The sequence below is a fragment of the Mycobacteriales bacterium genome, from assembly GCA_036497565.1.
GTDB lineage: Bacteria > Actinomycetota > Actinomycetes > Mycobacteriales > QHCD01 > DASXJE01.
Genome location: DASXJE010000018.1, coordinates 37388 through 61029 on the forward strand (window position 1 = coordinate 37388; position 23642 = coordinate 61029).

At 70.9% G+C, this 23642-nt stretch carries 20 protein-coding genes; 15 read left to right on the forward strand and 5 right to left on the reverse strand.

All coding sequences use genetic code 11. The features are described 5' to 3' along the window. Positions 1-6: 6 nt before the first annotated feature. Both VGH85_01585 and VGH85_01590 read right to left on the reverse strand, forming a co-directional pair. Positions 7-690, reverse strand: coding sequence for an ACT domain-containing protein (locus tag VGH85_01585; protein HEY2172481.1), 684 nt, complete (start codon positions 688-690; stop codon positions 7-9). Positions 691-692: 2 nt separating this feature from the next. Beyond that, positions 693-1589, reverse strand: coding sequence for a 1,4-dihydroxy-2-naphthoate polyprenyltransferase (locus VGH85_01590; protein HEY2172482.1), 897 nt, complete (start codon positions 1587-1589; stop codon positions 693-695). A gap of 81 nt (positions 1590-1670) precedes the next feature. Between VGH85_01590 and gatC the strand changes: the two genes are divergently transcribed. From gatC to gatB, 4 genes are read left to right on the forward strand one after another with little or no spacing between them, the layout of a single operon-like run. Continuing rightward, on the forward strand, positions 1671-1979 hold the full coding sequence (gene gatC, locus VGH85_01595) for an Asp-tRNA(Asn)/Glu-tRNA(Gln) amidotransferase subunit GatC (GenBank protein HEY2172483.1): 309 nt from the start codon (positions 1671-1673) through the stop codon (positions 1977-1979). Between the two features lie 5 nt (positions 1980-1984). After that, the gene (gene gatA / locus VGH85_01600) at positions 1985-3481 is read left to right on the forward strand and encodes an Asp-tRNA(Asn)/Glu-tRNA(Gln) amidotransferase subunit GatA (GenBank protein HEY2172484.1); all 1497 of its coding nucleotides are present in this window, start codon (positions 1985-1987) and stop codon (positions 3479-3481) included. Between the two features lie 5 nt (positions 3482-3486). Continuing rightward, the gene (locus tag VGH85_01605; GenBank protein ID HEY2172485.1) at positions 3487-3705 is read left to right on the forward strand and encodes a hypothetical protein; all 219 of its coding nucleotides are present in this window, start codon (positions 3487-3489) and stop codon (positions 3703-3705) included. Next, positions 3702-5201, forward strand: coding sequence for an Asp-tRNA(Asn)/Glu-tRNA(Gln) amidotransferase subunit GatB (gene gatB / locus VGH85_01610; protein ID HEY2172486.1), 1500 nt, complete (start codon positions 3702-3704; stop codon positions 5199-5201). Before VGH85_01605 ends, gatB begins: the two co-directional genes overlap by 4 nt. Positions 5202-5222: 21 nt before the next feature. On the opposite strand, the gene VGH85_01615 is transcribed toward gatB, so the two are convergent. Continuing rightward, positions 5223-8339: a glycoside hydrolase family 2 TIM barrel-domain containing protein gene (locus VGH85_01615; GenBank protein ID HEY2172487.1), complete on the reverse strand. Its 3117-nt coding sequence runs from the start codon at positions 8337-8339 to the stop codon at positions 5223-5225. Positions 8340-8393: 54 nt separating this feature from the next. Next, positions 8394-9569, reverse strand: coding sequence for a PQQ-dependent sugar dehydrogenase (locus tag VGH85_01620; GenBank protein HEY2172488.1), 1176 nt, complete (start codon positions 9567-9569; stop codon positions 8394-8396). A 250-nt stretch (positions 9570-9819) separates the two neighbouring features. Here VGH85_01620 and VGH85_01625 point away from each other — a divergent pair, with 250 nt between their 5' ends. Continuing rightward, on the forward strand, positions 9820-10740 hold the full coding sequence (locus VGH85_01625; GenBank protein ID HEY2172489.1) for a 2-hydroxyacid dehydrogenase: 921 nt from the start codon (positions 9820-9822) through the stop codon (positions 10738-10740). Between the two features lie 23 nt (positions 10741-10763). On the opposite strand, the gene VGH85_01630 is transcribed toward VGH85_01625, so the two are convergent. After that, positions 10764-11192: a PH domain-containing protein gene (locus tag VGH85_01630; GenBank protein ID HEY2172490.1), complete on the reverse strand. Its 429-nt coding sequence runs from the start codon at positions 11190-11192 to the stop codon at positions 10764-10766. Between the two features lie 168 nt (positions 11193-11360). Between VGH85_01630 and ilvD the strand changes: the two genes are divergently transcribed. From ilvD to ilvE, 10 genes are all read left to right on the forward strand, one after another. Continuing rightward, entirely contained in the window at positions 11361-13043 is a 1683-nt protein-coding gene (gene ilvD / locus VGH85_01635; protein HEY2172491.1) for a dihydroxy-acid dehydratase, read from the forward strand. Positions 13044-13052: 9 nt separating this feature from the next. Continuing rightward, complete coding sequence (locus tag VGH85_01640) at positions 13053-13826, forward strand: NAD(P)H-binding protein (GenBank protein HEY2172492.1); 774 nt, start codon at positions 13053-13055, stop codon at positions 13824-13826. Positions 13827-13980: 154 nt separating this feature from the next. After that, positions 13981-15771, forward strand: coding sequence for an acetolactate synthase large subunit (locus VGH85_01645; protein ID HEY2172493.1), 1791 nt, complete (start codon positions 13981-13983; stop codon positions 15769-15771). Next, complete coding sequence (gene ilvN / locus VGH85_01650) at positions 15771-16298, forward strand: acetolactate synthase small subunit (protein ID HEY2172494.1); 528 nt, start codon at positions 15771-15773, stop codon at positions 16296-16298. Before VGH85_01645 ends, ilvN begins: the two co-directional genes overlap by 1 nt. A 72-nt stretch (positions 16299-16370) precedes the next feature. Beyond that, positions 16371-17384: a ketol-acid reductoisomerase gene (ilvC, locus tag VGH85_01655; protein HEY2172495.1), complete on the forward strand. Its 1014-nt coding sequence runs from the start codon at positions 16371-16373 to the stop codon at positions 17382-17384. Between the two features lie 133 nt (positions 17385-17517). Then, the gene (locus tag VGH85_01660; protein ID HEY2172496.1) at positions 17518-19203 is read left to right on the forward strand and encodes a sodium:solute symporter family protein; all 1686 of its coding nucleotides are present in this window, start codon (positions 17518-17520) and stop codon (positions 19201-19203) included. A 19-nt stretch (positions 19204-19222) separates the two neighbouring features. Further along, the gene (locus VGH85_01665) at positions 19223-19525 is read left to right on the forward strand and encodes a hypothetical protein (protein HEY2172497.1); all 303 of its coding nucleotides are present in this window, start codon (positions 19223-19225) and stop codon (positions 19523-19525) included. A gap of 32 nt (positions 19526-19557) precedes the next feature. After that, complete coding sequence (gene serA, locus VGH85_01670) at positions 19558-21192, forward strand: phosphoglycerate dehydrogenase (GenBank protein ID HEY2172498.1); 1635 nt, start codon at positions 19558-19560, stop codon at positions 21190-21192. A gap of 39 nt (positions 21193-21231) precedes the next feature. Then, a complete protein-coding gene (locus VGH85_01675) occupies positions 21232-22260 on the forward strand; it encodes a 3-isopropylmalate dehydrogenase (protein ID HEY2172499.1) in 1029 nt (342 codons plus the stop codon). Between the two features lie 86 nt (positions 22261-22346). Further along, positions 22347-23273, forward strand: a complete 927-nt coding sequence (gene ilvE / locus VGH85_01680; protein HEY2172500.1) for a branched-chain-amino-acid transaminase — start codon at positions 22347-22349, stop codon at positions 23271-23273. Positions 23274-23642: the final 369 nt, after the last annotated feature.

Here is a 23642-nt window from a genome sequence, read left to right on the forward strand (position 1 = left end):
GCACCGTCAGAGCGCGCAGCGCCCGTCGCTGATGGTCAGGCCGATGCCGGCGAGGTGGGCCAGCCGGGCCACCTCGCTGGGCCGGAACGCCGGCCCGCCCGGCCGGCCGACGACGAGCACGTGCCCGGACCCGTCGAACGGGACGGCCATCAGGTCGGTCTCCATCGCGACGAACGAGTCCGGCAACAGGTCGGTGTCCGGGTCGAGGATGCGGGCCCGGTCGAAGGACATCGGGCCGAAACCGTCGAGGACCTTGCCCGGGTCGGCCGGCGCCGGCTTGCTCACCACCTCGACCACGGCCTGATCGGCACCGGTACGCCGGACCACCACGCACCAGCCGGCCCGGAAGATCCGCGGGACGCCGGCGACGAGTTGGGCGACCGCCCGCGACGGATCGTCGGTCATCGCCTCGATCAGCTCCAGCTCGCGCTGGGTGTCCAGCGCGCCGGCATAGACCCGGATCGACTCGACCCGTACGTCCGCGACGGCTCTGGCCGCACTCACCAGGGTGTCCGGCAACCGCCCGTCGGGAAGCTCGACGACGAGGTCGTCGACCGCGCCTCCCTGTGTCCGCTCGACGACGTCGAGGCTGATGATGTCGGCGTCGACCGACCCGAGCGCGCTCGCGACTGCGCCGAGCATCCCGGGCCGGTCGGGGATCACGACCCGCAGCAGGAACGTCGAGACCACCGCTAGAGCACCAGACCGATGGTCAGCAGGATGCCGAACGCCAGCTCCAGCTGGCCGGTCGCGACCAGTGTCGCGACCAGATCCCGACCGGTGTCACCGCGCATGACCCGGCGCACCGGATTCACCGCGACAGGTATCGCGAGCAGGCCGACCGCCGCCCACGGGTGGAGCACCGCCGCGGCGATGACGAAGCCGAAGGCGACGACGATGCACGCGACGTATCCGATCCGGGTACGCCGGTCGCCGAGCAGCACGGCCAGCGTGCGTTTGCCGACCTCCCGGTCGCGGGGGATGTCCCGGAGGTTGTTGGCGACCAGAACGGCCACCGCCAGGAGGCCGCACGGTACGGCGCAGACCACGGCGAGCGCGCTCACGTGCGGCGGTGTGGACGCGACGTACGCCGTGCCGACGACGGCGACCAGACCGAAGAAAACGAACACCGCGAGATCGCCGAGCCCGCGGTAGCCGTAGGGCCGGGAGCCGCCGGTGTAGAACCAGGCCGCGGCGATGCTGGCCGCCCCGACCAGGACCAGCCACCACGACGTGACCGCGGCCAGGGTCAGGCCGACCCCGCCGGCGACGGCGAAGGACACCAGCGCGCCGGCGAGCACCCGTCGCGGTGACGCGAGGCCGGAGGCGGTCAGCCGCACCGGGCCGACCCGGTCGGTGTCGGTGCCGCGGATCCCGTCGCTGTAGTCATTGGAGTAGTTGACCCCGATCTGCAGGGCGAGCGACACGACCAGCGCGGCCGCGGCGCGCCACCAGGCCAACGGGCCGGCCGTCGCGGCCACGCCGCTGCCGACCAGCACCGGGACCACCGAGGCCGGCAACGTGCGGGGCCGGGCACCGGCCACCCACGCGGCGATGCCGGACGGCAGCGGCGAGGAGGTGCTACTCATGGTTCCTATCCTGCCTGGCCGCTCCGGGCCGCGCTGCCGTGGGTGAAAGGTCGTCGTCGGGCCCGCCGTAGACTCGGGCCCATGCCCGACCCCGCAGGCATCACCCGTGACGAGGTGGCCAACCTCGCCCGGCTCGCCCGGCTCGCCGTCACCGACGAGGAGCTGGACGTCTTCGCCGGCCAGCTCGACGTGATCCTCGGGGCGGTCGCCCGGGTCGGCGAGGTCGCCGCCGCCGACATACCCCCGACGTCGCACGTCGTGCCGTTGACCAACGTCGCGCGACCCGACGTCGTCACGCCGTCGCTCCCGCGCGACGCCGTCCTCGCGGCCGCGCCGGCGGTCGAGGACCACCGCTTCCGGGTGCCGCGCATCCTCGACGAGGAAGGCTGACCCGGGTGCCCGACCTGATCCGAGCCACCGCGGCCGAGACCGCCGCCGCGATCGCGAGCGGCGACGTGTCCGCCGTCGAGGTCGCCCAAGGCCACCTCGACCGGATCTCGGTGGTCGACGATCGGGTGCACGCCTTCCTGCACGTCGACGCCGACGGCGCGCTCGCCGCCGCCAAGATCGTCGACGAGCGGCGTGCGGCCGGTGAGTCGGCCGGACCGCTGGCCGGCGTACCGCTCGCACTCAAGGACGTGATCGTCACCGCCGGGCTGCCCACGACCTGCGGGTCGCGCATCCTCGACGGCTGGATCCCGCCGTACGACGCCACGATCACGACCAAGCTCCGCGCCGCGGGCGTCGTCGTGCTCGGCAAGTCCAACATGGACGAGTTCGCGATGGGCTCCTCGACGGAGAACTCCGCGTTCGGGCCGAGCCACAACCCGTGGGACCTGGCCCGCGTGCCGGGCGGCTCCTCGGGCGGCTCGTCCGCGGCGGTCGCCGCCTACGAAGCACCGTTGGGCATCGGCACCGACACCGGCGGTTCGATCCGGCAGCCGGCCGCGGTCTGCGGCCTGGTCGGACACAAGCCGACCTACGGCGGGGTGTCCCGCTACGGCCTGGTGGCCTTCTCCAGCAGCCTCGACCAGGCCGGCCCGCTCGCCCGCACGGTCCTCGACGCCGCGCTGCTGCACGAGGTGATCGGCGGTCACGACCCGGCCGACTCCACCAGCATCGACGCCCCGCTTCCGGCGCTGGCCGACGCCGCCCGGCGCGGTGCGGCCGGCGACCTGTCCGGCGTCCGGGTCGGCGTCGTCACCGAGCTCGGCGGCGACGGCTACCAGCCGGCCGTCACCCAGCGGTTCACCGAGGCGGTGGCGGTGCTCGAGTCGCTCGGCGCCTCGGTCCGCGAGGTGTCCTGCCCGCACTTCGGCTACGGCCTTCCGGCCTACTACCTGATCGCGCCCAGCGAGGCATCGTCCAACCTGGCCCGCTTCGACGGGGTGCGCTACGGCCTGCGGGTCGGCGACGACGGGCAGGCGAGCCTCGAAGAGGTCATGTCGATGACCCGCGACGCGGGCTTCGGTGCGGAGGTCAAGCGCCGGATCATCCTCGGCACCTACGCGCTCTCCGCCGGCTACTACGACGCCTACTACGGCCAGGCGCAGAAGGTCCGCACCCTCATCAGCCGTGACTTCGACGCCGCCTTCGAGGACTGCGACGTGCTCGTGTCGCCGACGACGCCGACGGTGGCGTTCCCGATCGGTGAGCGGATCGACGACCCGATGGCCATGTACGCCGCCGACCTCGCCACCCTGCCGGCGTCGCTGGCCGGCGTACCGGCGATCTCCGTCCCCTGCGGCCGGTCCGAGGGCCTGCCGGTGGGACTGCAGATCATGGCGCCGGCGCAGGCCGACGACCGGTGCTACTTCGTCGGGGCCGCGTTCGAGACCGCGGCCGACGCCACCCGCGGCCACCCCCTGCTCGACGAGGCGCCCGCACTGTGAGCGCGATGCCGGAGAACGGGCCCCGGGGCAAGCGCCCGACGCGTCTGGTCAGTGCGCGCGAAGTCACCCTCGTGATCTTCATCATGGGCTTCCTCGTCTCGGTCGGTGTCGGCGTCATCCTGTCCTCCGCCGAGGCCGCGACCTCCGCCCTCGTCGTCACCGTCGTCGTCTGCGCTGCGGTCTTCGCCGTCGTGTCGCTGACCCGGGCCCGGAAGGCGTCATGACTCTCACCCTCCCGACGTACGACGACGTCAACGCCCGCTACGAGCCGGTGATCGGGCTGGAGACGCACGTCGAACTGGGCACCGCATCGAAGATGTTCTGCGGCTGCTCGACGACGTTCGGCGCCGAGCCCAACACCCAGACCTGCCCGGTCTGCCTCGGGCTGCCGGGCAGCCTGCCGGTGATCAACGCCACGGCGGTCGACTACGCCATGCGCATCGGGCTGGCGCTGCACTGCTCGGTCGCGACGTGGTGCCGGTTCGCCCGGAAGAACTACTTCTACCCCGACATGCCGAAGAACTACCAGATCAGCCAGTACGACGAGCCGCTGTGCACCGACGGGTGGGTCGACGTCGACGTCGAGGGAACGACCTACCGCATCGGGATCGAGCGGGTGCACATGGAGGAGGACACCGGCAAGTCGCTGCACGTCGGCGGCGCGACCGGGCGGATCCACGGCGCGACGCACTCCCTCGTCGACTACAACCGGGCCGGCATCCCGCTCGTCGAGATCGTCACCAAGCCGATACCCGACATCGGTGACCATGCTCCGCAGGTCGCCCGCACCTACGTCACCGAGCTGCGCGACATCCTGCGCTCCCTCGACGTCTCCGACGTCCGCATGGAGCAGGGCAGCCTGCGCTGTGACGTCAACACCTCTCTTGCGGCGCGCGGGGCGGAGTGGGGCACCCGGACCGAGACGAAGAACGTCAACTCGCTGCGCTCGGTCGAGCGCGCGGTGCGGTTCGAGATGCTCCGCCAGGCGGCGGTCCTCGACGCGGGCGAGCGGATCGTCCAGGAGACCCGGCACTTCCACGAAGAGAGCGGGGAGACGACCTCCGGCCGGAGCAAGGAGGAGGCCACGGACTACCGCTATCTGCCGGAGCCCGACCTCGTGCCGCTGGCCCCCGATCCGGCTGTGGTGGAGAAGATCCGCGCTGAGCTGCCGGAGCTCCCGGCCACTCTGCGGGCCCGGCTCGGCGCCGAGCTCGGCGCGACGCCGGAGCACATGCAGGCGATGGCCAACGCCGGCGTCGTCGACCTCGTCGCCGCGACCGTGACCGCGGGCGCGTCGATCGACGACGCGCGCAACTGGTGGCTGGGCTATCTCGCGCAGAAGGCCAACGCCACCGAGATCGAACCGGCGGAGCTGACCATCACGCCCGACCAGGTCGCCCGGGTGATCGAGCTGATCTCCGACGGGTCGCTGTCCACCGGGCTGGCCCGCCAGGTCGTCGACGGGGTGCTCGAGACCGGCCGTGACCCCGACGAGGTGGTCATCGAGCGCGGACTACGCCGGGTCACCGACACCGACGCGCTCGGCGCCGCGGTCGACGCGGCCATCGCGGGCCAGCCCGACGTCGCGGACAAGATCCGCGGCGGCAAGGTCGCGGCCGCCGGCGCGCTCGTCGGAGCGGTGATGAAGGCCACCCGCGGGCAGGCCGACGCCACCGTCGTACGCCAGCTGATCCTCACCCGGCTCGGCGTCGACGCCTGACGTCGCGTCCGCCGGGTCGGATCACCCGGCCAGGTCGCGGTGCCGGCGGGCGGGGTCGTCGCCGGCAGCGAGCGGGGCCAGCCGGTAGGCGAGGCGGTGGACGCCGGTCGGGATCCGGTACGCCGACAACGTGTCCGGTCCGCAGCTGGCACCCCCGAGCCCGCGCTGGCGGACGTCGAGCGACAGGTGCACGGCGTCGTCGCGGACGAGATCGACCGTGTGCCGGGCGGCGGTGACCGTGGCGTCGGAGAAGTGGCTCACCTTGGCCTCGAACGGCCGTACCGCGCTGGCGAGGACGCCGGCGCCGTCGTCGCGCCGACAGGCCAGCCACCGCACCTCGGTCTTGTTGCCGTGCTCCTGCGGCCGCACGTAGGGCACGTACTGCCCGTCGACGGTGCCGTCCCATCGGCCGACCGGAGCACCGACCCAGCGGTCGCAGTAGGACTCGTGCGGGCCGCGGCCGAACCACGACACCTGCTCGAACCCGGCCGGGACCATGAGCGTCACGCCGAGCCGGGGCAGGTCGTCGAGCTCGGCGTCGACGTCGAAGGAGTCCTCGATCTCCAGTACGCCGTCCGGGCGGACCACGATCCGTTGGTGGTGGCCGATCTCCTTCGCCGCGGGCGCGACGAGCCAGGCCCGGATGTCGACGGTCACGGTCCCGTCCTCCGACGTGCTCGCCGCGACGTCGTCGACCCTGCGCTCGACCCGGTCCAGTCCCCACTCGGCCCACCGGGCCTGCGCCGCGCCGGCGTCGTTGTCGGTCGGTGCCCGCCAGACGGTCGGGTGCGGGCCGGCGTCGACCAGCGTGACGCCGTCGACGCGCCAGCCGGCCAGCCGACCGTCGGTGCGGTCGACCGACACCTGGACCCGGTCCCCGTCGACCACGATCGCGCCGTCGGTCTCGGTGACGGTGAGCCGCCCCGCTCCGCGGTTCGGCGTCGTCGCGGGCGCAGCCGGGGACGGCAGCGCCAGCTGCACCCACGCCACCTCCCGGCCCGCGCCGAGCAGCGGGTCGTCGCGCCGGTCGCGGAACCGCAGCATCAGGTGCACTTCCTGCCCCGGCTGCGCCGCCGGATCGGCGTAGGGGACCGTCACCAGGTCGTACTCACCCGGCGCGGTCGACAGTTCCGGCAGTGCGCCCTGCTGCGTCACCACGCCGTCGACCGTGATCTCCCACTCACCGCTGAGGTGGGACAGGTCGAGGAAGTCGTAGTCGTTGCCGACGAGCACGCTGCGGTCGGCCAGCTCCGCCGGCTCCACCGTGACCGGCTGGAAGAGCCGGGAACACTCCCACATGGCGGGATGCGGCGCGCGATCCGGCCAGACCAGGCCGTCGCAGCAGAAGTTCCCGTCATTCGGCTCGTCACCGAAGTCGCCGCCGTAGGCCCAGTAGTCCCGGCCGTCCTCGGTCTGTACGGCGATCCCGTGGTCGAGCAGCTCCCAGATGAAGCCGCCCTGCAGTCCGGGGTTGGCGCGGATCGCCGCCCAGTAGTCGGCCAGGTTGCCGCAGGAGTTGCCCATGGCGTGCGCGTATTCGCACATGATCAGAGGGCGGTGGTCGGTGGTCGTCCGCGCCCACTCGACGATGGCGGCGATCGAGGGGTACATCGGGCAGACGATGTCGCTGGACGCGTGCCCGCTGTCCCAGCCGCGCCGGAGCGCCCCCTCGTAATGCAGCGGGCGGGTGGAGTCGGTGTGCCGGATCCAGCCGGCCATCGCGTCGTGGTTGGGCCCGTAGCCGGACTCGTTGCCGAGCGACCACAGGATCACCGCCGGGTGGTTGCGGTCGCGCAGCACCATCCGCGAACCCCGGTCGAGGAACGCCGCGGCGTAACGCGGATCCCGGCAGACCGAGTCGTAGTGCGCGTGGCTCTCGATGTCGGCCTCGTCAACGACGTAGAGGCCGTATTCGTCACACAGGTCGAGGAAGTACGGGTCGGGCGGGTAGTGCGAGCAGCGCACCGCATTCACGTTGAACGACTTGAGCAGCGCGACGTCGCGCCGCATCGTCTCCCGGTCGACGGCGCTGCCCCGGCGGTCGTGGTGCTCGTGCCGGTTGACGCCCTTGATGTAGACGGCCCGGCCGTTGACCAGCAACTGCCGGTCCCGCACCTCGACCTTGCGGAAACCGGTCCGCACCCGGGTCGCCTCGACCTCGGTGCCGTCCGGATCGTGCAACGACACCACGACCGTGTAGAGCGTCGGCCGCTCGGCCGACCACGGCCGGACCGTGGCGACCGTCGACCGCAGCGTCGCGATCCCGTCGCGCGGCCAGCTCCGCCCGTCGCCGATCGCCTCGGCCGACAGCGGTGCGCCGACCGCGCCGTCGCCGTCGTACAACTGCGCGCGGACAGTCCACTGTGGACTCGGCAGCCGCCCGGCGCGCACCTGGATTCCCAGCGAGCCCGCTCCCGTGGCCACGTCGTAGCCGCCATCTACGGCCACATCGGCGATGTGGGTCGGAGCGGTGGCGTGCAGCGCGACCGACCGGTTGATGCCGGCCTGCCACCACTGGTCCTGGTCCTCGATGTAGGAGGCGTCCGACCAGCGGACCACCTGTACGGCGACGGTGTTGACGCCGGTGTGCAGCGTCTCCGTGACGTCGAATTCGCTCGGCAGCCGGCTGTCCTTGCCGACGCCGACCGCGATGCCGTTGACCCACACCGAGTAGCAGGAGGTCGCCGCACCGAAGTGCAGCACGAGCCGCCGACCGGACCACTCGGCCGGTACGTCGACGGTGGTCCGGTAGAGGCCGGTCGGGTTGTGCTCCGGCAGCCGCGGCGGGTCGTCGGGCTCGAACGGCATGATGACGTTGGTGTACTGCGGTCGGTCGTAGCCCTGCATCGTCCAGTTGCCGGGGACCTCGACCCGGTCCCAGCCGCTGACGTCGTACGACGGGTCGGGGAAGTCCGCCGGAGTCGCTTCCGGTGCATCGACGAGCCGGAAGGACCACCGGCCGTCCAGCGAGAGGGTCTGCTCGGCGGTGGCGGCGAGGGCGTCGTCGGCCGTCCGGTAGGGGAGCGTGCTCGCCCGACCGGCGAGGCGGTTGACGCCGATGCACTCCGGTTGCAGCCACGGAGTGAGGGCCGGCGCTGCACTGGTCAGGTCGCGGGATGATGCGCGGGGGGCGGTCACGTCCGGTCACCGTAGTCGACGGGCGTGCGAGGGAAAACCTCCGGCCGGTCCCGGTTAGAGCGGCGACATGGTCGTTCCCGACGGCGGCAGGATGCGCAGTACGCGGTCGTCGAGAGCGGTCGGGTGGCCGTGTCCGTCGCGGTTGGACGTGGTCACCCACAGCGCCCCGTCCGGCGCCGCCACGACGCTCCGCAGCCGCCCGTACACGCGGGTGAGCAGGCTGCGGGCGGCGCCGGCCGGTCGTCCGGCCGTGTTGAGCGGCACGCTCAGCAGTCGCTGGCCGGTGAGTGCACCGACGAAGAGGCCGTAGCCGAGCACCGCGCAACCACCCGGCGAGGCCTCGGCGGGGGTGAGGGTGACGAGTGGGTCGACCAGCCCGCGGCGGCGGGCCGAACCCTCCGCCCGCGGCCAGCCGTAGTCCTTGCCGGGCCGGACGAGGTCGACCTCATCGGCCCGACGGCTGGCCGCGTCGGTCGCATACAGCTCCTTGCGCTGGTTCCAGCACAGTCCCAGCACATCGTGGAAGCCGGATGCGAAGACGGGGGAGCCGGGGACCGGGTTGCCCGGCGCGGGCTTGCCGAAGACGGTGATCCGCAGGACCTTGCCGGCGAGGCTGTGCCGGTCGCCCGCGAGCGCCGGGTGACCGGCGTCACCGGTGCCGACGTAGAGGTCGCCGTCGGGGCCGAAGGCGATGCGTCCGCCGTCGTCGCCGGGTCCCCGGGGGATCCCGGTGAATATCGGGGTCGGGGTGCCGCCGAGGGTGAACCGGACGATGCGGTCGTCGCGGGCGGTGCTGATGTAGGCGTAGACCAGTGCGTCCTCCTGGTAGGCCGGTGAGATCGCGATGCCGAGCAGGCCGCCGTCGCCCCGGGTGTCCAGATGATGGATCGCCATGACCTCGTGGACCGGCTCCGGGTTGGGCTGCACCTGCAGAATCCGGCCGGTGTCCCGCTCCCCGACGAGGGCGGAGCCGTCGGGGAGTAGTGCGAGACCCCACGGCGCGGCCAGTCCCTGGGCGATCACGTTGGGGTCGCCCTTCCCGCCGGACCGGCCCGGTGGCAGCCCGGGGTTGCCCGGGTTGGGGTTACCCGGTTGCCCGGGCGTCTGGCCGGGCACCTGCGGGTCGACCGCCGGGGGTGGGCCGGTCACCTGCGAGGACCAGGTGCGCGACGCCGAAGGATGCCCGCCGAACAGCCCACATCCCGCGAGAAGCGCGACACAGGCGGCCACCGCCAGCGATCGGACAGCGAGACGTCGGCCCTCGGGTGCGCCCCCGGCCCTCATCGGACCACGCCCATGTCGTGTCCCCCGACCTTGCCGCGGCGCGGTTCCGTCGTCCCCGCAGCTCACACGCGCCCGCGGCCCCAGGGTACGGCCCGGCGGTGACCCGCACGGGGTTATCCACCGGCCGGGACCGGCACCGGTCACGGGGCGGTGGTCGGCCGATCGACCGCTCGGCGCGGACGGTAGTTTTTCCGGCATGGCGACCCGATACGTGCTCCTCCCCACCGACGACGGCCGCGAGCTGATCGGCACCGTGCCCGCGGAGGTCGAGGTCGGGGTCTGGAACGGGACGGGTGACCTGCCGGAGGCCGCCCGGGCCACCGGGTTCTGGGTGCCGCCGTTCCTGAGCGGCTCGCAGCTGTCCAGTGCGGTGACCCAGATGTCCGACCTGCAGGTGGTGCAACTGCTGTCCGCCGGCGCCGACGCCTACGTCGGACGAATCCCCGAGCACGTCATGCTGTGCGACGCGCGTGGTGTGCACACCAGCTCCACGTCGGAGTGGGTCCTCGCCGTACTGCTCGCCGCGCTGCGCGACATTCCCCGGTTCGTGCGCGCGCAGGAGGCGCACAAGTGGGATCAGAGCCGGACCGACGAATTGGCCGGCAAGCGGGCGCTGATCGTCGGCGCCGGCGCGATCGGCGACGGCATTCGGTCGCGGCTGCTGCCGTTCGATGTGGACGTGACGATGGTGGCCCGCACCCCGCGCGACGGGGTGCACTCGGTCGACGAGCTGCCGACACTGCTGCCCGACGCCGACATCGTCGTCGTCATCGTCCCGCTCACCGACGCCACCCGGGGACTCGCCGACGCGAAGTTCTTCGCCGCGATGCAGGACGGAGCACTGTTCATCAACGGCGCGCGGGGACCGGTCGCCGACACCGAGGCGCTGGCCGCCGAGGTGCTCTCCGGCCGGTTGCGGGCAGCCCTCGACGTCACCGACCCGGAGCCGTTGCCGGCCGAACACCCCCTGTGGGACGCCGAAGGGCTGCTGCTCACCCCGCACGTCGGCGGCGCCGTCCCCGGCTTTCCGCGCCGGGCGTTCGGGCTCGTGGGCGAGCAGATCCGGCGGTGGGCCGCCGGTGAGCCGCTGATCAACGCCGTCGTCGACGGCTACTGAGTCGAGAGTTACTGGGCCGACGGCTACTGGGCCGGCGGCGATCCCCGCGACGGCTGCTCCTGTTTGTCGCCTGCCCGCGCCGTGACGTCGGGCACCCGCCCGCCGCTCACCAGGGCGATCGCCGGGAGGTCGCGGGCCCGCACGAGCGGCATCCGAAGTAGCTGCCCGTCGGAGAGCACGAGCCGGACCTTGCGGGCGCCGTTCATCGACAACCCGCGGACCCCGTCCCAGCCGACCCTGCGGACCCCGAGCAGCGCGCGCACCGTGACGCCGTCGGAGTCGACATCGGTGCCGACCCGGTAGATCCACAGCACCGCGAGAGCGGGAGCGAGGTAGAGGACGAGCAGCCACGACCGGACGAACGCCAGCGGAGTCACGCCGAAGACCAGGAAGAGGACCGCGAGCAGCGCCGTGCGGTTGGTGCGCAGCCGCAGTACGCCGGGCGAGGTCACCTGCTCATGGTCGCAGCAGGGGGCCGACCGCGGCGGACCGGGCAGCCCCTGCCTGCCGTGCGGGCCGCTCCGCCCGGGGCACTAGGCTGATCGCACCGCTCTGGCCGCCCGGCTGCCGCCTCGAATCGGAGGTCCGGCCGCCCTACCCGTCGACTCAAGGAACGCGTCGTGCCCCAGCAGCAGCACCGGAAGCCACGCAGTCACGAAGTCACCGACGGCATGCAACGTGCCGGCGCGCGAGCGATGCTCCGGGCCGTCGGGATGACCGACGACGACTGGGGAAAGCCGCAGGTCGGGGTGGCGTCGTCCTGGAACGAGATCACCCCGTGCAACCTGTCGCTCTCCCGGCTCGCCCAGCGGGCGAAGGAGGGTGTCCGGGGTGCCGACGGTTTTCCGATGGAATTCGGCACGATCTCCGTCTCGGACGGCATCTCGATGGGCCACGAGGGCATGCGTGCCTCCCTCGTCAGCCGCGAGGTGATCGCCGACTCGGTGGAGACCGTCGTCTTCGCCGAGCGGCTCGACGGCATGGTCCTGCTCGCCGGTTGTGACAAGTCCGAGCCCGGCATGCTGATGGCGGCCGCCCGCCTCGATCTGGCCGCGGTCTTCCTCTACGCCGGCACCACCCTTCCCGGTCACCTCGACGGCCGGGACCTCACCATCATCGACGCCTTCGAAGGTGTCGGAGCCTGCGCCATGGGCAAGATCACTCGCGAGCAGCTCGACGACATCGAGCGCCACGCCTGCCCCGGTGAGGGTGCCTGCGGCGGGATGTACACCGCCAACACGATGGCCAGCGCCGCCGAGGCGATGGGGCTGTCCCTGCCGGGCAGCGCCGCGCCGCCGTCGGCGGACTCCCGACGCGACGTCTACGCCGAGCGCAGCGGCGAGGCGGTCGTCGCGCTGATCGACAACGGAATCACCGCGCGCCAGATCCTCACCAAGGAGGCGTTCGAAAACGCGATCACCGTGGTGATGGCGCTCGGCGGCTCGACCAACGCCGTCCTGCACCTGCTCGCGATCGCCCACGAAGCCGGCGTCCGACTCGACCTGGACGACTTCAACCGGATCGGCGACCGCACCCCGCACCTCGCCGACGTCAAGCCGTTCGGTCGCTACGTGATGAGCGACGTCGACAGCGTCGGCGGTGTCCCGGTGGTGATGAAGGCACTCCTCGATGCCGGGCTGCTGCACGGCGACTGCCTCACGGTCACCGGACACACGATCGCGGAAAACCTCGCGGAGATCGCGCCGCCGGACATCGACGGCACGATCATCCGGTCGATGTCCAACCCGATCCACCGCACCGGGGGACTGACCGTGCTGACCGGATCGCTCGCTCCGGAGGGCGCGGTGGTCAAGAGTGCCGGCTTCGACAACGACACCTTCGAGGGAACGGCCCGGGTTTTCGACGGCGAAGCGGGCGCGATGGACGCCGTCACGCAGGGCACGCTGCGGCCGGGCGATGTGATCGTGATCCGCTACGAAGGCCCCAAGGGTGGACCGGGGATGCGCGAGATGCTGGCCGTCACCGGCGCGATCAAGGGCGCCGGCCTCGGCAAGGACGTGCTGCTCCTCACCGACGGGCGCTTCTCCGGCGGCACGACCGGGCTGTGCGTCGGGCACGTCGCCCCCGAGGCCGCCCACTGCGGACCGATCGCGCTGATTCACGAGGGTGACCCGATCAGGCTGGACCTGCCGGCCCGTCGACTCGATCTGCTTGTCGACGACGACGAGCTGGCCCGCCGCCGGTCCGAATGGAGCCCGGCCCCGGCGCGGTACCCGACCGGCGTACTCGGGAAGTACGCCAAGCTCGTCGGATCCGCCGCGCAGGGCGCGGTCTGCGGGTAGGGGACGCGGATGTCGGCCTCCGACGCCCTGGTCACGGGTGCCACCGGCCAGCTCGGGCCAGCACTCGTCGCCGCTCTGCGTGAGCGGGGCTACGGCGTCCGAGCGCTCTCGCGCCGCCCTGGCACGGATCGGGTGGTGGCCGATCTGTCCACCGGCGGGGGCCTCGCCGAGGCCGTCGACGGGTGCCGGGTGGTCGTGCACGCCGCCACCGACCAGCACAACACCGAGGCGGTCGACGTCGAGGGCACCGAGCGGCTCGCCGACGCCTGCAAGGCCGCCGGGGTCGAACACCTCGTCTACGTCTCGATCGTCGGTATCGACCGCAATCCGATCGGCTACTACCGGGCGAAGCTCACCGCCGAGCAGCGGGTGGCGCGCTCCGGTGTCCCGTACTCGATCGTGCGCGCCTCGCAGTTCCACTCACTCGTCGCGACGATGCTGGGCAAGGCCAGGCGCGGCCCGGTCTGCGTCGTCCCGGCCGGCTGGGAGATCGAGCCGGTCGCGACGGTCGACGTCGCCCGGCACCTGGCCGACCGGGCGGCCACCGGACCTTCCGGCGCGGTGAGCGAATTCGCCGGCCCGGAGCGGCTCGGGTTGCGGGGCGTGGCCCGGGTCTGGCTCGCCGCCGGTGGCGGCCGTGCCGCCGTGCTTCCGGTCCCGATCCCGGGCAAGGCCGCCCGGGCGTTCCGCATGCGCAGCAACATCGCCTCGCCGGATGCGGCCCGCGGACAGGTCACGTGGGCCGACTGGCTGTCCCAGAATGCGGGATTGTCGTCCCGCTGAGTTGACCTCGTATGTCGCCCGACGTACGGTTCGTTCGTGCTCCGTTGCGTCATCGTACTTAGCTAGCGCGTCGACTCCTGTCGACGCGCTCACCCCTCCGTGCTTGGCACGAGGGGTTTTTTGTTGCCACCGTCCGTCTTTCGAAGGTCGCCACATGACAGCCTCGAGCTCTCCGGCACAGTCTCCCCGGCAGGTCACCGGTGCACAGGCACTCGTCCACTCCCTCGAGTGCCTCGGTGTCGATGTGGCGTTCGGCATCCCGGGTGGCGCCATCCTGCCGGCGTACGACCCGCTCTACGACTCCACGAGCGTGCGGCACGTCCTGGTGCGGCACGAGCAGGGGGCCGGGCACGCCGCGACCGGCTATGCCCAGGCCACCGGCCGGGTCGGCGTCTGTATCGCCACGTCCGGTCCGGGCGCGACCAACCTGGTGACCCCGATCGCCGACGCCTACATGGACTCGGTGCCGATCGTCGCGATCACCGGGCAGGTCGGCCGGCCGCAGATCGGCACCGACGCCTTCCAGGAGGCGGACATCTGCGGCATCACCCTGCCGATCACCAAACACAACTTCCTGGTCCAGTCGGCCGACGACATCCCGCGGATCCTGGCCGAGGCGTTCCACATCGCCTCCTCCGGCCGCCCGGGGCCGGTGCTCGTCGACATCCCGAAGGACGTGCAGCAGGCCCAGACGACGTTCCGCTGGCCACCGACGATGGACCTGCCCGGTTACCGGCCGGGACTGCGGCCGCACGGCAAGCAGATCCGCGAAGCCGCCCGGCTCATCACGCAGGCGCGCCAGCCGGTGCTCTACGTCGGCGGCGGCGTGCTCAAGGCCCACGCCGCGGACGAGCTGCGGGCGCTCGCCGAGCTCACCGGAATCCCCGTCGTGACCACGCTGATGGCTCGCGGAGCGTTCCCGGACAGCCATCCCCAGCACCTGGGCATGCCCGGCATGCACGGCTCGGTGACCGCGGTGACCGCGCTGCAGAAGGCCGACCTGCTCATCACCCTCGGCGCCCGCTTCGACGACCGCGTCACCGGAAAGCTCTCGACCTTCGCCCCGGACGCCGCGGTCATCCACGCCGACATCGACCCGGCCGAGATCTCCAAGAACCGCACGGCCGACGTGCCGATCGTGGGGGACTGCAAGGACGTGCTCGAGGCGCTGGTGCCGGCCGTGCAGGCCGAACGCGAAGCCACGCCGTCCGCCGACCTGTCCGCCTGGTGGGCGCAGATCGACAACTGGCGGGGCACCTACCCGCTCGGCTACGAGTGGCCCGCGGACGGTGAGCTGGCCCCGCAGTACGTCATCGACCGGCTCGGGAAGCTGGCCGGGCCGGACGCGGTCTATGTCGCCGGCGTCGGCCAGCACCAGATGTGGGCGGCCCAGTTCATCTCCTACGAGAACCCCTACACCTGGCTCAACTCCGGCGGTCTCGGAACGATGGGTTACGCCGTGCCGGCCGCGATGGGCGCCAAGATGGGACGTCCGGACGCGATGGTGTGGGCGATCGACGGCGACGGCTGCTTCCAGATGACCAACCAGGAGCTCGCCACCTGCGCCATCGAGGGCATCCCGATCAAGGTCGCCCTGATCAACAACGGCAACCTCGGCATGGTCCGCCAGTGGCAGGCACTCTTCTACGAGGAGCGCTACTCCCACACCCGGCTCGGCACGATCGGACACGCGGACAACACCGTGCGGGTGCCCGACTTCGTCAAGCTCGCCGAGGCGATGGGCTGCGTGGGACTGCGGTGTGAGCGCGGCGAGGACGTCGACGCGACGATCGACAAGGCGATGGGCATCAACGACATGCCGGTCGTCTGCGAGTTCGTGGTCGGTCAGGACGCACAGGTCTGGCCGATGGTGCCGTCGGGTACGAGCAATGACGAGATCCTGGCGGCCCGCGACGTGCGGCCCGCATTCGACGAGGTGATGTAGTGAGCAGGCACACGCTGTCCGTCCTGGTGGAGAACAAGCCCGGCGTGCTCGCCCGCGTCGCCGGCTTGTTCAGCCGGCGCGGCTTCAACATCGAGTCGCTCGCGGTCGGGCCGACCGAGGTCGCCGAGATCTCCCGGATGACGATCGTGGTCAACGTCGAGGAGCAGCCGCTCGAGCAGGTCACGAAGCAGCTGAACAAGCTCATCAACGTCCTCAAGATCGTCGAGCTGGAGTCGGCTCAGGTCGTGCAGCGCGAACTGCTGCTGGTGAAGGTGCGCGTCGACGCATCCGTGCGCAGCCAGGTGCTGGAGACGGCACAGCTGTTCCGGGCCCGGGTCGTCGACGTCGGCACCGAGGCCGTCACGATCGAGGCGACCGGGACCGTGGACAAGCTCGACGCCCTGCTCAAGGTCCTCGAGCCCTACGGCGTCCGGGAGATGGTGCAGTCGGGCATGGTCGCGATCGGCCGTGGTCCGCGCTCCATCACCAGCGCCGCCGGGCTGCGCCCGGTCGAACGCAGCGCCTGAACCCCGTCGTTTCCCGTCGCCACACTTCCGACATCCTGAAGACCGAAATCCTGAGAGAGGACACCGCACCCGATGCCCGCTGAGATCTTCTACGACGACGACGCCGATCTGTCGATCATCCAGGGCCGCAAGGTCGCCGTGATCGGCTACGGCAGCCAGGGACACGCGCACGCCCTGTCGCTGCGTGATTCGGGCGTCGACGTCCGCATCGGTCTGCCGGCGCATTCGAAGAGCCGGGTGAACGCCGAGTCGGAGGGGCTGCGGGTCCTCACCCCTGCCGAGGCGTCGGCCGAGGCCGACGTCATCATGATCCTCGCGCCGGACACCGCGCAGCGGCACATCTACGCCGACGACATCGCGCCGAACCTGAAGGACGGCGACGCCATCTTCTTCGGGCACGGCTTCAACATCCGGTACGACCTGATCAAGGCGCCCGCCGACGTGACGGTCGCGATGGTGGCGCCCAAGGGCCCCGGGCACCTCGTACGCCGGCAGTTCTCCGACGGCAAGGGCGTGCCCGTCCTGGTCGCGGTCGAGCAGGACCCCCACGGCGACGGCCTGGCTCTGGCGTTGTCCTACGCCAAGGGCATCGGCGGCACCCGCGCCGGCGCCATCAGGACGACCTTCACCGAGGAGACCGAGACCGACCTGTTCGGCGAGCAGGCGGTGCTCTGCGGCGGCACGTCGGCCCTCGTCCAGGCCGGGTTCGAGACCCTGGTCAACGCCGGCTACCAGCCGGAGATCGCCTACTTCGAGTGCCTGCACGAGTTGAAGCTCATCGTCGACCTCATGTATGAGGGCGGCATCGCCCGGCAGCGCTACTCCTGCAGTGACACCGCGGAGTACGGCGACCTGACCCGGGGTCCGCGGATCATCTCGCCCGCGGTCCGCGAGGAGATGCAGAAGATCCTGGGCGAGATCCAGGACGGCACCTTCGCCCGCGAATGGGTGGCCGAGGACGACGCCGGCCGGCCGAACTTCACCGCGTTGCGCAAGCAGGGCGCCGAGCAGCCGATCGAGCAGGTCGGGGCCCGGCTGCGCGGCCTGATGTCGTGGGTGGACCGGCCGATCACCGAGACCGCCTGACCGACGGGGCGCCGCCCACCGATCGGTGACACGCCGCGCGGCTTCCCGCGCGGCGCGGCTCCCGGGTGCATGATCTTTCCGCAGTGCCCTGCGGCGCCCGGATCTGAAGGTGGTGGTGCGCATGCCGCACGTCTTGGCTGCTACCACCCGCCTCGATGTCAACTCGCTCGACTACACGATCCTGGCGATCTACTTCGTGCTCGTCGTCACGATCGGGATCCTGGCCCGGCGGGCGATCGCCACCAGCGAGGACTTCTTCCTGTCCGGACGCTCGCTGCCCGCGTGGGTGACCGGCCTGGCCTTCATCTCGGCCAACCTCGGGGCGATCGAGATCCTCGGCATGGCTGCGAACGGTGGCCAGTACGGCTGGTCCACCGTGCACTTCTACTGGATCGGCGCCGTACCGGCGATGATCTTCCTCGGCCTGGTCATGATGCCGTTCTACTACGGCTCACGGGTGCACAGCGTGCCCGAATACCTGCGCCGCCGGTACAACGTCCCGGCACACATCCTGAACGCGTTGAGCTTCGCGCTCGCGCAGGTGCTCACCGCAGGCGTCAACCTGTACGCGCTCGCACTGGTGATCCAGAGCCTGCTCGGCTGGCCGATTCCGCTCGCGATCGTCGTCGCGGCGGCGTTCGTGCTCGCCTACATCACCCTCGGCGGGCTCTCCGGCGCGATCTACAACGAGGTCATGCAGTTCTTCGTCATCATCGCCGGACTGCTCCCGATCGTCATCGTCGGCCTGATCTCCGTCGGCGGGTGGAGCGGCCTCGAGAACAAGATCAACAACGGTACGGCGCTGGCCGGTAAGGCATTCGCCACGTGGAAGGGCACCGGTATCCCGTGGAGCAACCCGCTCGGTGACTGGATCGGCATCGTCTTCGGTCTCGGCTTCGTCCTCTCCTTCGGCTACTGGACGACGAACTTCACCGAGGTGCAGCGGGCGTTGTCGGCCAAGGACCTCTCCGCCGCCCAGCGCACTCCGCTGATCGGGGCCTTCCCGAAGATCTTCATCCCGTTCCTGACCATCATCCCCGGGCTCATCGCCCTGGTCGTGATCCCGCACTTCGGAACCGGATCGAAGACCTACAACGACGCGATCCCGCTGTTGATGGGCAAGTTCCTGCCCAACGGCGTGCTCGGCATCGCGCTCACCGGGCTACTGGCGGCATTCATGGCGGGTATGGCCGCCAACGTGAGTTCCTTCAACACGGTCTTCACCTACGACCTGTGGATGCCCTACATCAGACGCGGCCGGCCCGACCGCTACTACCTCAACGTCGGGCGCATCGTCACCGTGGTCGGCGTCGTGATCGGCATCGGGACGGCGTTCATCGCCTCCGGCTACAGCAACATCATGAACTACATCCAGTTGCTCTTCTCCTTCTTCAACGCACCGTTGTTCGCGACCTTCATCATCGGCATGTTCTGGAAGCGCACGTCGATCGTGTCCGGCTTCTGGGGCCTGCTGTCCGGCACGATCGCGGCCGGCGTCATGCACTTCGTCGGCTACAACATCAGCTACTTCTACCCCGGCGGCCACTACGACCCGACGCACAAGCTGGTCAACGCCCAGATGCTCAACTTCTACGGCGCGATCGCGGCGTTCGTCATCGACGCCGTGGTCACCGTCGGGGTGACCCTGTTCACCAAGCCGAAGCCGGTCGCGGAGCTCGCCGGACTGGTCTACGGCGTACCCGATCCGAGCGCGCCTGATCCCAAGTCCGTCCCGAAGCCGGAATGGTGGCGTTCGCCGAAGCTCTTGGGCTTCACGGCGTTGGGCATCACACTGGCCCTGTCGCTGATATTCGTCTGACCGAGGGGAGGCGCCACCGATGGAGATCGACAGCAAGGAAGAGGAAAAGGCCAGCGCATCATCCAATCTCTTCGACCTGCGGATGATCATCGGTGGACTCTTCACTCTCTACGGCATAATCCTCACGATCGTGGGGGCCTTGGACAGCGCGGCCGAGGTCGACAAGGCGGCCGGAGTCCGGATCAATCTCTGGATGGGTCTCGGGATGCTCCTCCTCGGCTTGTTGTTCCTGCTGTGGGTGTGGCTGCGCCCGCTGCACCCCGGGACGTCGGACTCCACGCCGCCGGCCCCGAGCGATGCCGGGGCGCCCGAGCGCACGTGAAAGTCTTCACAAGCCCTCGGTAGACTGCGGGCGTGACCAATCCGCCCGCCGCATCAGCCAGCAAGACGGGGGCCGCCCGGGCCGTCGTCCTCGTCGCCGACCAGCTCGCTCCGGCCGCACTCGACGTCCTCGCGAAGGACTTCGACGTCCGTCAGGTCGACGGGACCGATCGGCCCGCGCTGCTGGCCGCGATCACCGACGCCGACGCCGTACTCGTGCGCAGCGCGACCACGATCGACGCGGAGGCACTGGCCGCCGGGAGTCGGCTGAAGGTCGTCGCCCGGGCCGGGATCGGGCTGGACAACGTCGACGTCGCGACCGCCACCACGCGCGGCGTGATGGTCGTCAACGCGCCCACCTCCAACATCCTCAGCGCGGCCGAGCACGCGGTCGCCCTGCTGCTGGCCGTCGCCCGACACGTGCCCGCCGCCGACGCGTCCCTCAAGAGCGGTGCCTGGAAGCGGTCCGCCTTCACCGGCGTCGAGGTCGCCGACAAGACGATCGGCGTGGTCGGCCTGGGTCGGATCGGCGTCCTGGTCGCCCAGCGACTCGCGGCCTTCGGCACCCGCCTGATCGCCTACGACCCCTACGTCCCGCCGGCCCGGGCCGCGCAGGTCGGCGTACAGCTCGTCTCCCTTCCGGAACTGCTCGCCGAGAGCGACTTCATCACGATCCACCTCCCCAAGTCGCCGGAGACGCTCGGCCTGATCGGTGCCGAGGAGCTCGCGGCCGCGAAACCCGGCATCCGGATCATCAACGCCGCCCGCGGCGGGCTGGTCGACGAGCAGGCGCTGGCCGACGCGATCGCGTCCGGTCACGTCGCCGGAGCCGGGATCGACGTCTTCGCGACCGAGCCGACCACCGACAGCCCGCTGTTCGGGCTGCCCGGAGTCGTCGTCACCCCGCACCTGGGGGCGTCCACCCGTGAGGCGCAGGACAAGGCGGGTCTGGCCGTCGCCCGGTCGGTGAAGCTGGCCCTCGACGGCGAGTTCGTCGCCGACGCGGTCAACGTGCAGGCCGCCGGAGTCGTCGCGGAGGAGATCCGTCCGGCGCTGCCACTGGTCGAGAAGCTGGGGCGGGTCTTCACCGCGATCGCCGGCGGCGTCGCCGCGAGCATCTCGGTCGAGATCCGCGGCGAGATCACCTCCTACGACGTCGGCGTTCTGCAACTGGCCGCGCTCAAAGGTGTGTTCGCCGACGTCGTCGAGGAGCAGGTGACCTTCGTCAATGCGCCGATCCTCGCCAAGGACCGCGGCGTCGACGTGGGCCTCGCCACGTACGCCGAGAGCGAGGACTACCGAAACCTGGTCACGGTGCGTGGCGTCCTCCCCAACGGCGAGCAGGTCAGCGTGTCGGGCACGCTCACCGGCCCCAAGCAGGTCGAGAAGTTGACCGAGATCAACGGCTTCGACGTCGACCTGCCGCCGGAGGACCACCTGCTCTTCTTCCGCTACCACGACCGGCCCGGCGTGGTCGGGATGGTCGGCGTGCAGCTCGGTGAGGCCGGCGTCAACATCGCCGGCGCGCAGGTCAGCCGGAGCCGGCGCGGCGGCGAGGCACTGATGGCGCTCGCGGTCGATTCCGCCGTTCCCGCCGACCTGCTTGCCGACATCGCCCGCGAGATCGGGGCCGAGGACGCGCGCAGCGCCGACCTCGACGGTGAGTGACCTCTAGCGCGGATTCGACGGACCGGTAGCCTGCCAGCCATGAAACTCGCGGTGATCCCGGGCGACGGTGTCGGCCCGGAAGTGGTCGCGGAGGGCCTGAAGGTCCTGCGCGAGGCAGTCCCCGACGTCGAGACGACGCGCTACGACCTCGGCGCCGCGCGGTGGCAGCGCACCGGGGAGTTGCTGCCCGACTCCGTGCTGGGGGAGTTGCGGGCGCACGACGCGATCCTGCTCGGTGCCGTCGGCGATCCCGCCGTACCCAGCGGAATCCTCGAGCGCGGACTGCTGCTGCGGCTGCGTTTCGAACTCGATCACCACGTCAACCTGCGCCCGGTGCGGCTCTTCCCGGGGGTGACGTCGTCGCTGGCCGGCTCGCCCGAGATCGACATGATCGTCGTCCGCGAGGGCACCGAGGGTCCCTACGCCGGCACCGGCGGGGTCCTGCGCAAGGACACCCCGCACGAGATCGCGACCGAGGTCAGCCTCAACACTGCGTACGGCGTGCACAGGGTCGTCCGCGACGCGTTCCAGCGCGCGGCGGGCCGTCCCAAGAAGCATCTGACCCTGGTGCACAAGACCAATGTGCTCGTCAACGCCGGTTCCCTGTGGGCGCGGGCCGTCGAGGAGATCGGTAGCGACTACCCCGAGGTGACGGTCGCCTACCAGCACGTCGACGCCGCGTCGATGTACTTCGTCACCGACCCGTCCCGGTTCGACGTGGTGGTCACCGACAACCTCTTCGGCGACATCCTCACCGACCTCGGCGCCGCGATCACCGGCGGCATCGGACTCGCCGCGAGCGGAAACCTCGACGTGAGCGGGGCCAACCCGAGCATGTTCGAGCCGGTGCACGGCAGCGCCCCGGACATTGCCGGCACCGGTGTGGCCGACCCGACCGCGACGGTGCTGTCGGTGGCCCTCATGCTCGATCACCTCGGGCACGGCGACCAGGCCCGGCGGATCGAGGCCGGGGTCGCCTTCGACCTCGCCACGCGCGACCATTCCGCGCTCGGCCGGACGGTGGAGATCGGCGACCGGCTCGCGGCGCTGGCCAGCAAGGCGGGATAGCTTCCCCGTACGCCCACCCGTCGCTCCGGTCGGCCGTAACGTGTGATGCAATCGTCGCGAATCGGTCGTGTGTCAAAGGAGTCGTTGTGCCCATCACGCCCACCTCGAAGATCTGGATGAACGGAACGCTCGTCGACTGGGACGACGCGACAATCCACGTCCTGAACCCAACCATGCACTACGGATGGGGCGTCTTCGAGGGTATCCGGGCATACGCGACAGACAAGGGTCCGGCCGTCTTCCGGCTCACCGACCACATCGCCCGGCTGTACCGGTCCGCGCGGATCTACCTGCTGGAGCCGGAGTTCACCCCGGAGCAGCTCGTCGCCGCGACGAAGGAGACGGTGCGGGTCAACGACGTCGAGGCGTGCTACATCCGGCCGATCTTCTACCTCGGCTACGGCGAGATGGGGCTCAACCCGCTGCCCAGCAAGACCGAGGTGTCGATCGCGGTGTGGCCGTGGGGCTCCTACCTGGGCGAGGAGGCCAAGAACGCCGGCTGCCGGGCCGCGACCTCGAGTTGGCAGCACATCAACCACAACTCGATCCCGCCCACCGGCAAGGGCACCGGGCAGTACATGAATTCCTCCCTGGCCAAGGTGCAGGCACTCAAGGCCGGCTACGACGAGGCGATCCTGCTCAGCCCCGCCGGCCACGTCGTGCAGGGCACCGGCGAGAACATCTTCATCGTCTCCGATCGCACCGTGATCACTCCGCCGACCAGCGACGGGCTGCTGCAGGGGATCACCCGCGAGTCGGTCATGACGATCGCCCGCGACCAGGGCTACGACGTGGTCGAGCGCAGCATCGTGCGCACCGACCTCTACCAGGCCGACGAGGCGTTCTTCACCGGCACCGCCGCCGAGTTGGTGCCGATCGCCGAGGTCGACGACCGGCCGGTCGGCCCCGGCAAGGTCGGCCCGATCACCCGCGAGATCGCCGAGATCTTCAGCGCCGCGACCGTCGGCGAGGTCGACCTCTACAAGTCGTGGAACGAGTACGTCCGCGACTGATCGGCCGGCCCGCGGCGCCATGCCCGGTCCGATGGACCGGCGGCTGCGGTCGACATCGTGCGCTGTACTCGCATAAATGCCGCCGGGATGCGAGTAGCACGCACGATGTCGCGGGTGGCGGCCTGCTCACCCATCGACATCGGACGATGTACTCGCATTTCGAGGCGTCTTTTGCGAGTAGAGCGTCCGATGATGGCGGCGGGTCTCCGCTGACGGCGTCAGATCGCCGGCCGGGGCGACATCGTGCGCCGTACTCGCACAAATGCCGCCGGGATGCGAGTAGGACGCACGATGATGGCGGCGGGGCCCGATCGGCGACCCACGCGGCCACAGGGAAAGCGCCCAACGGGTGCCGATATCTCGCAGACT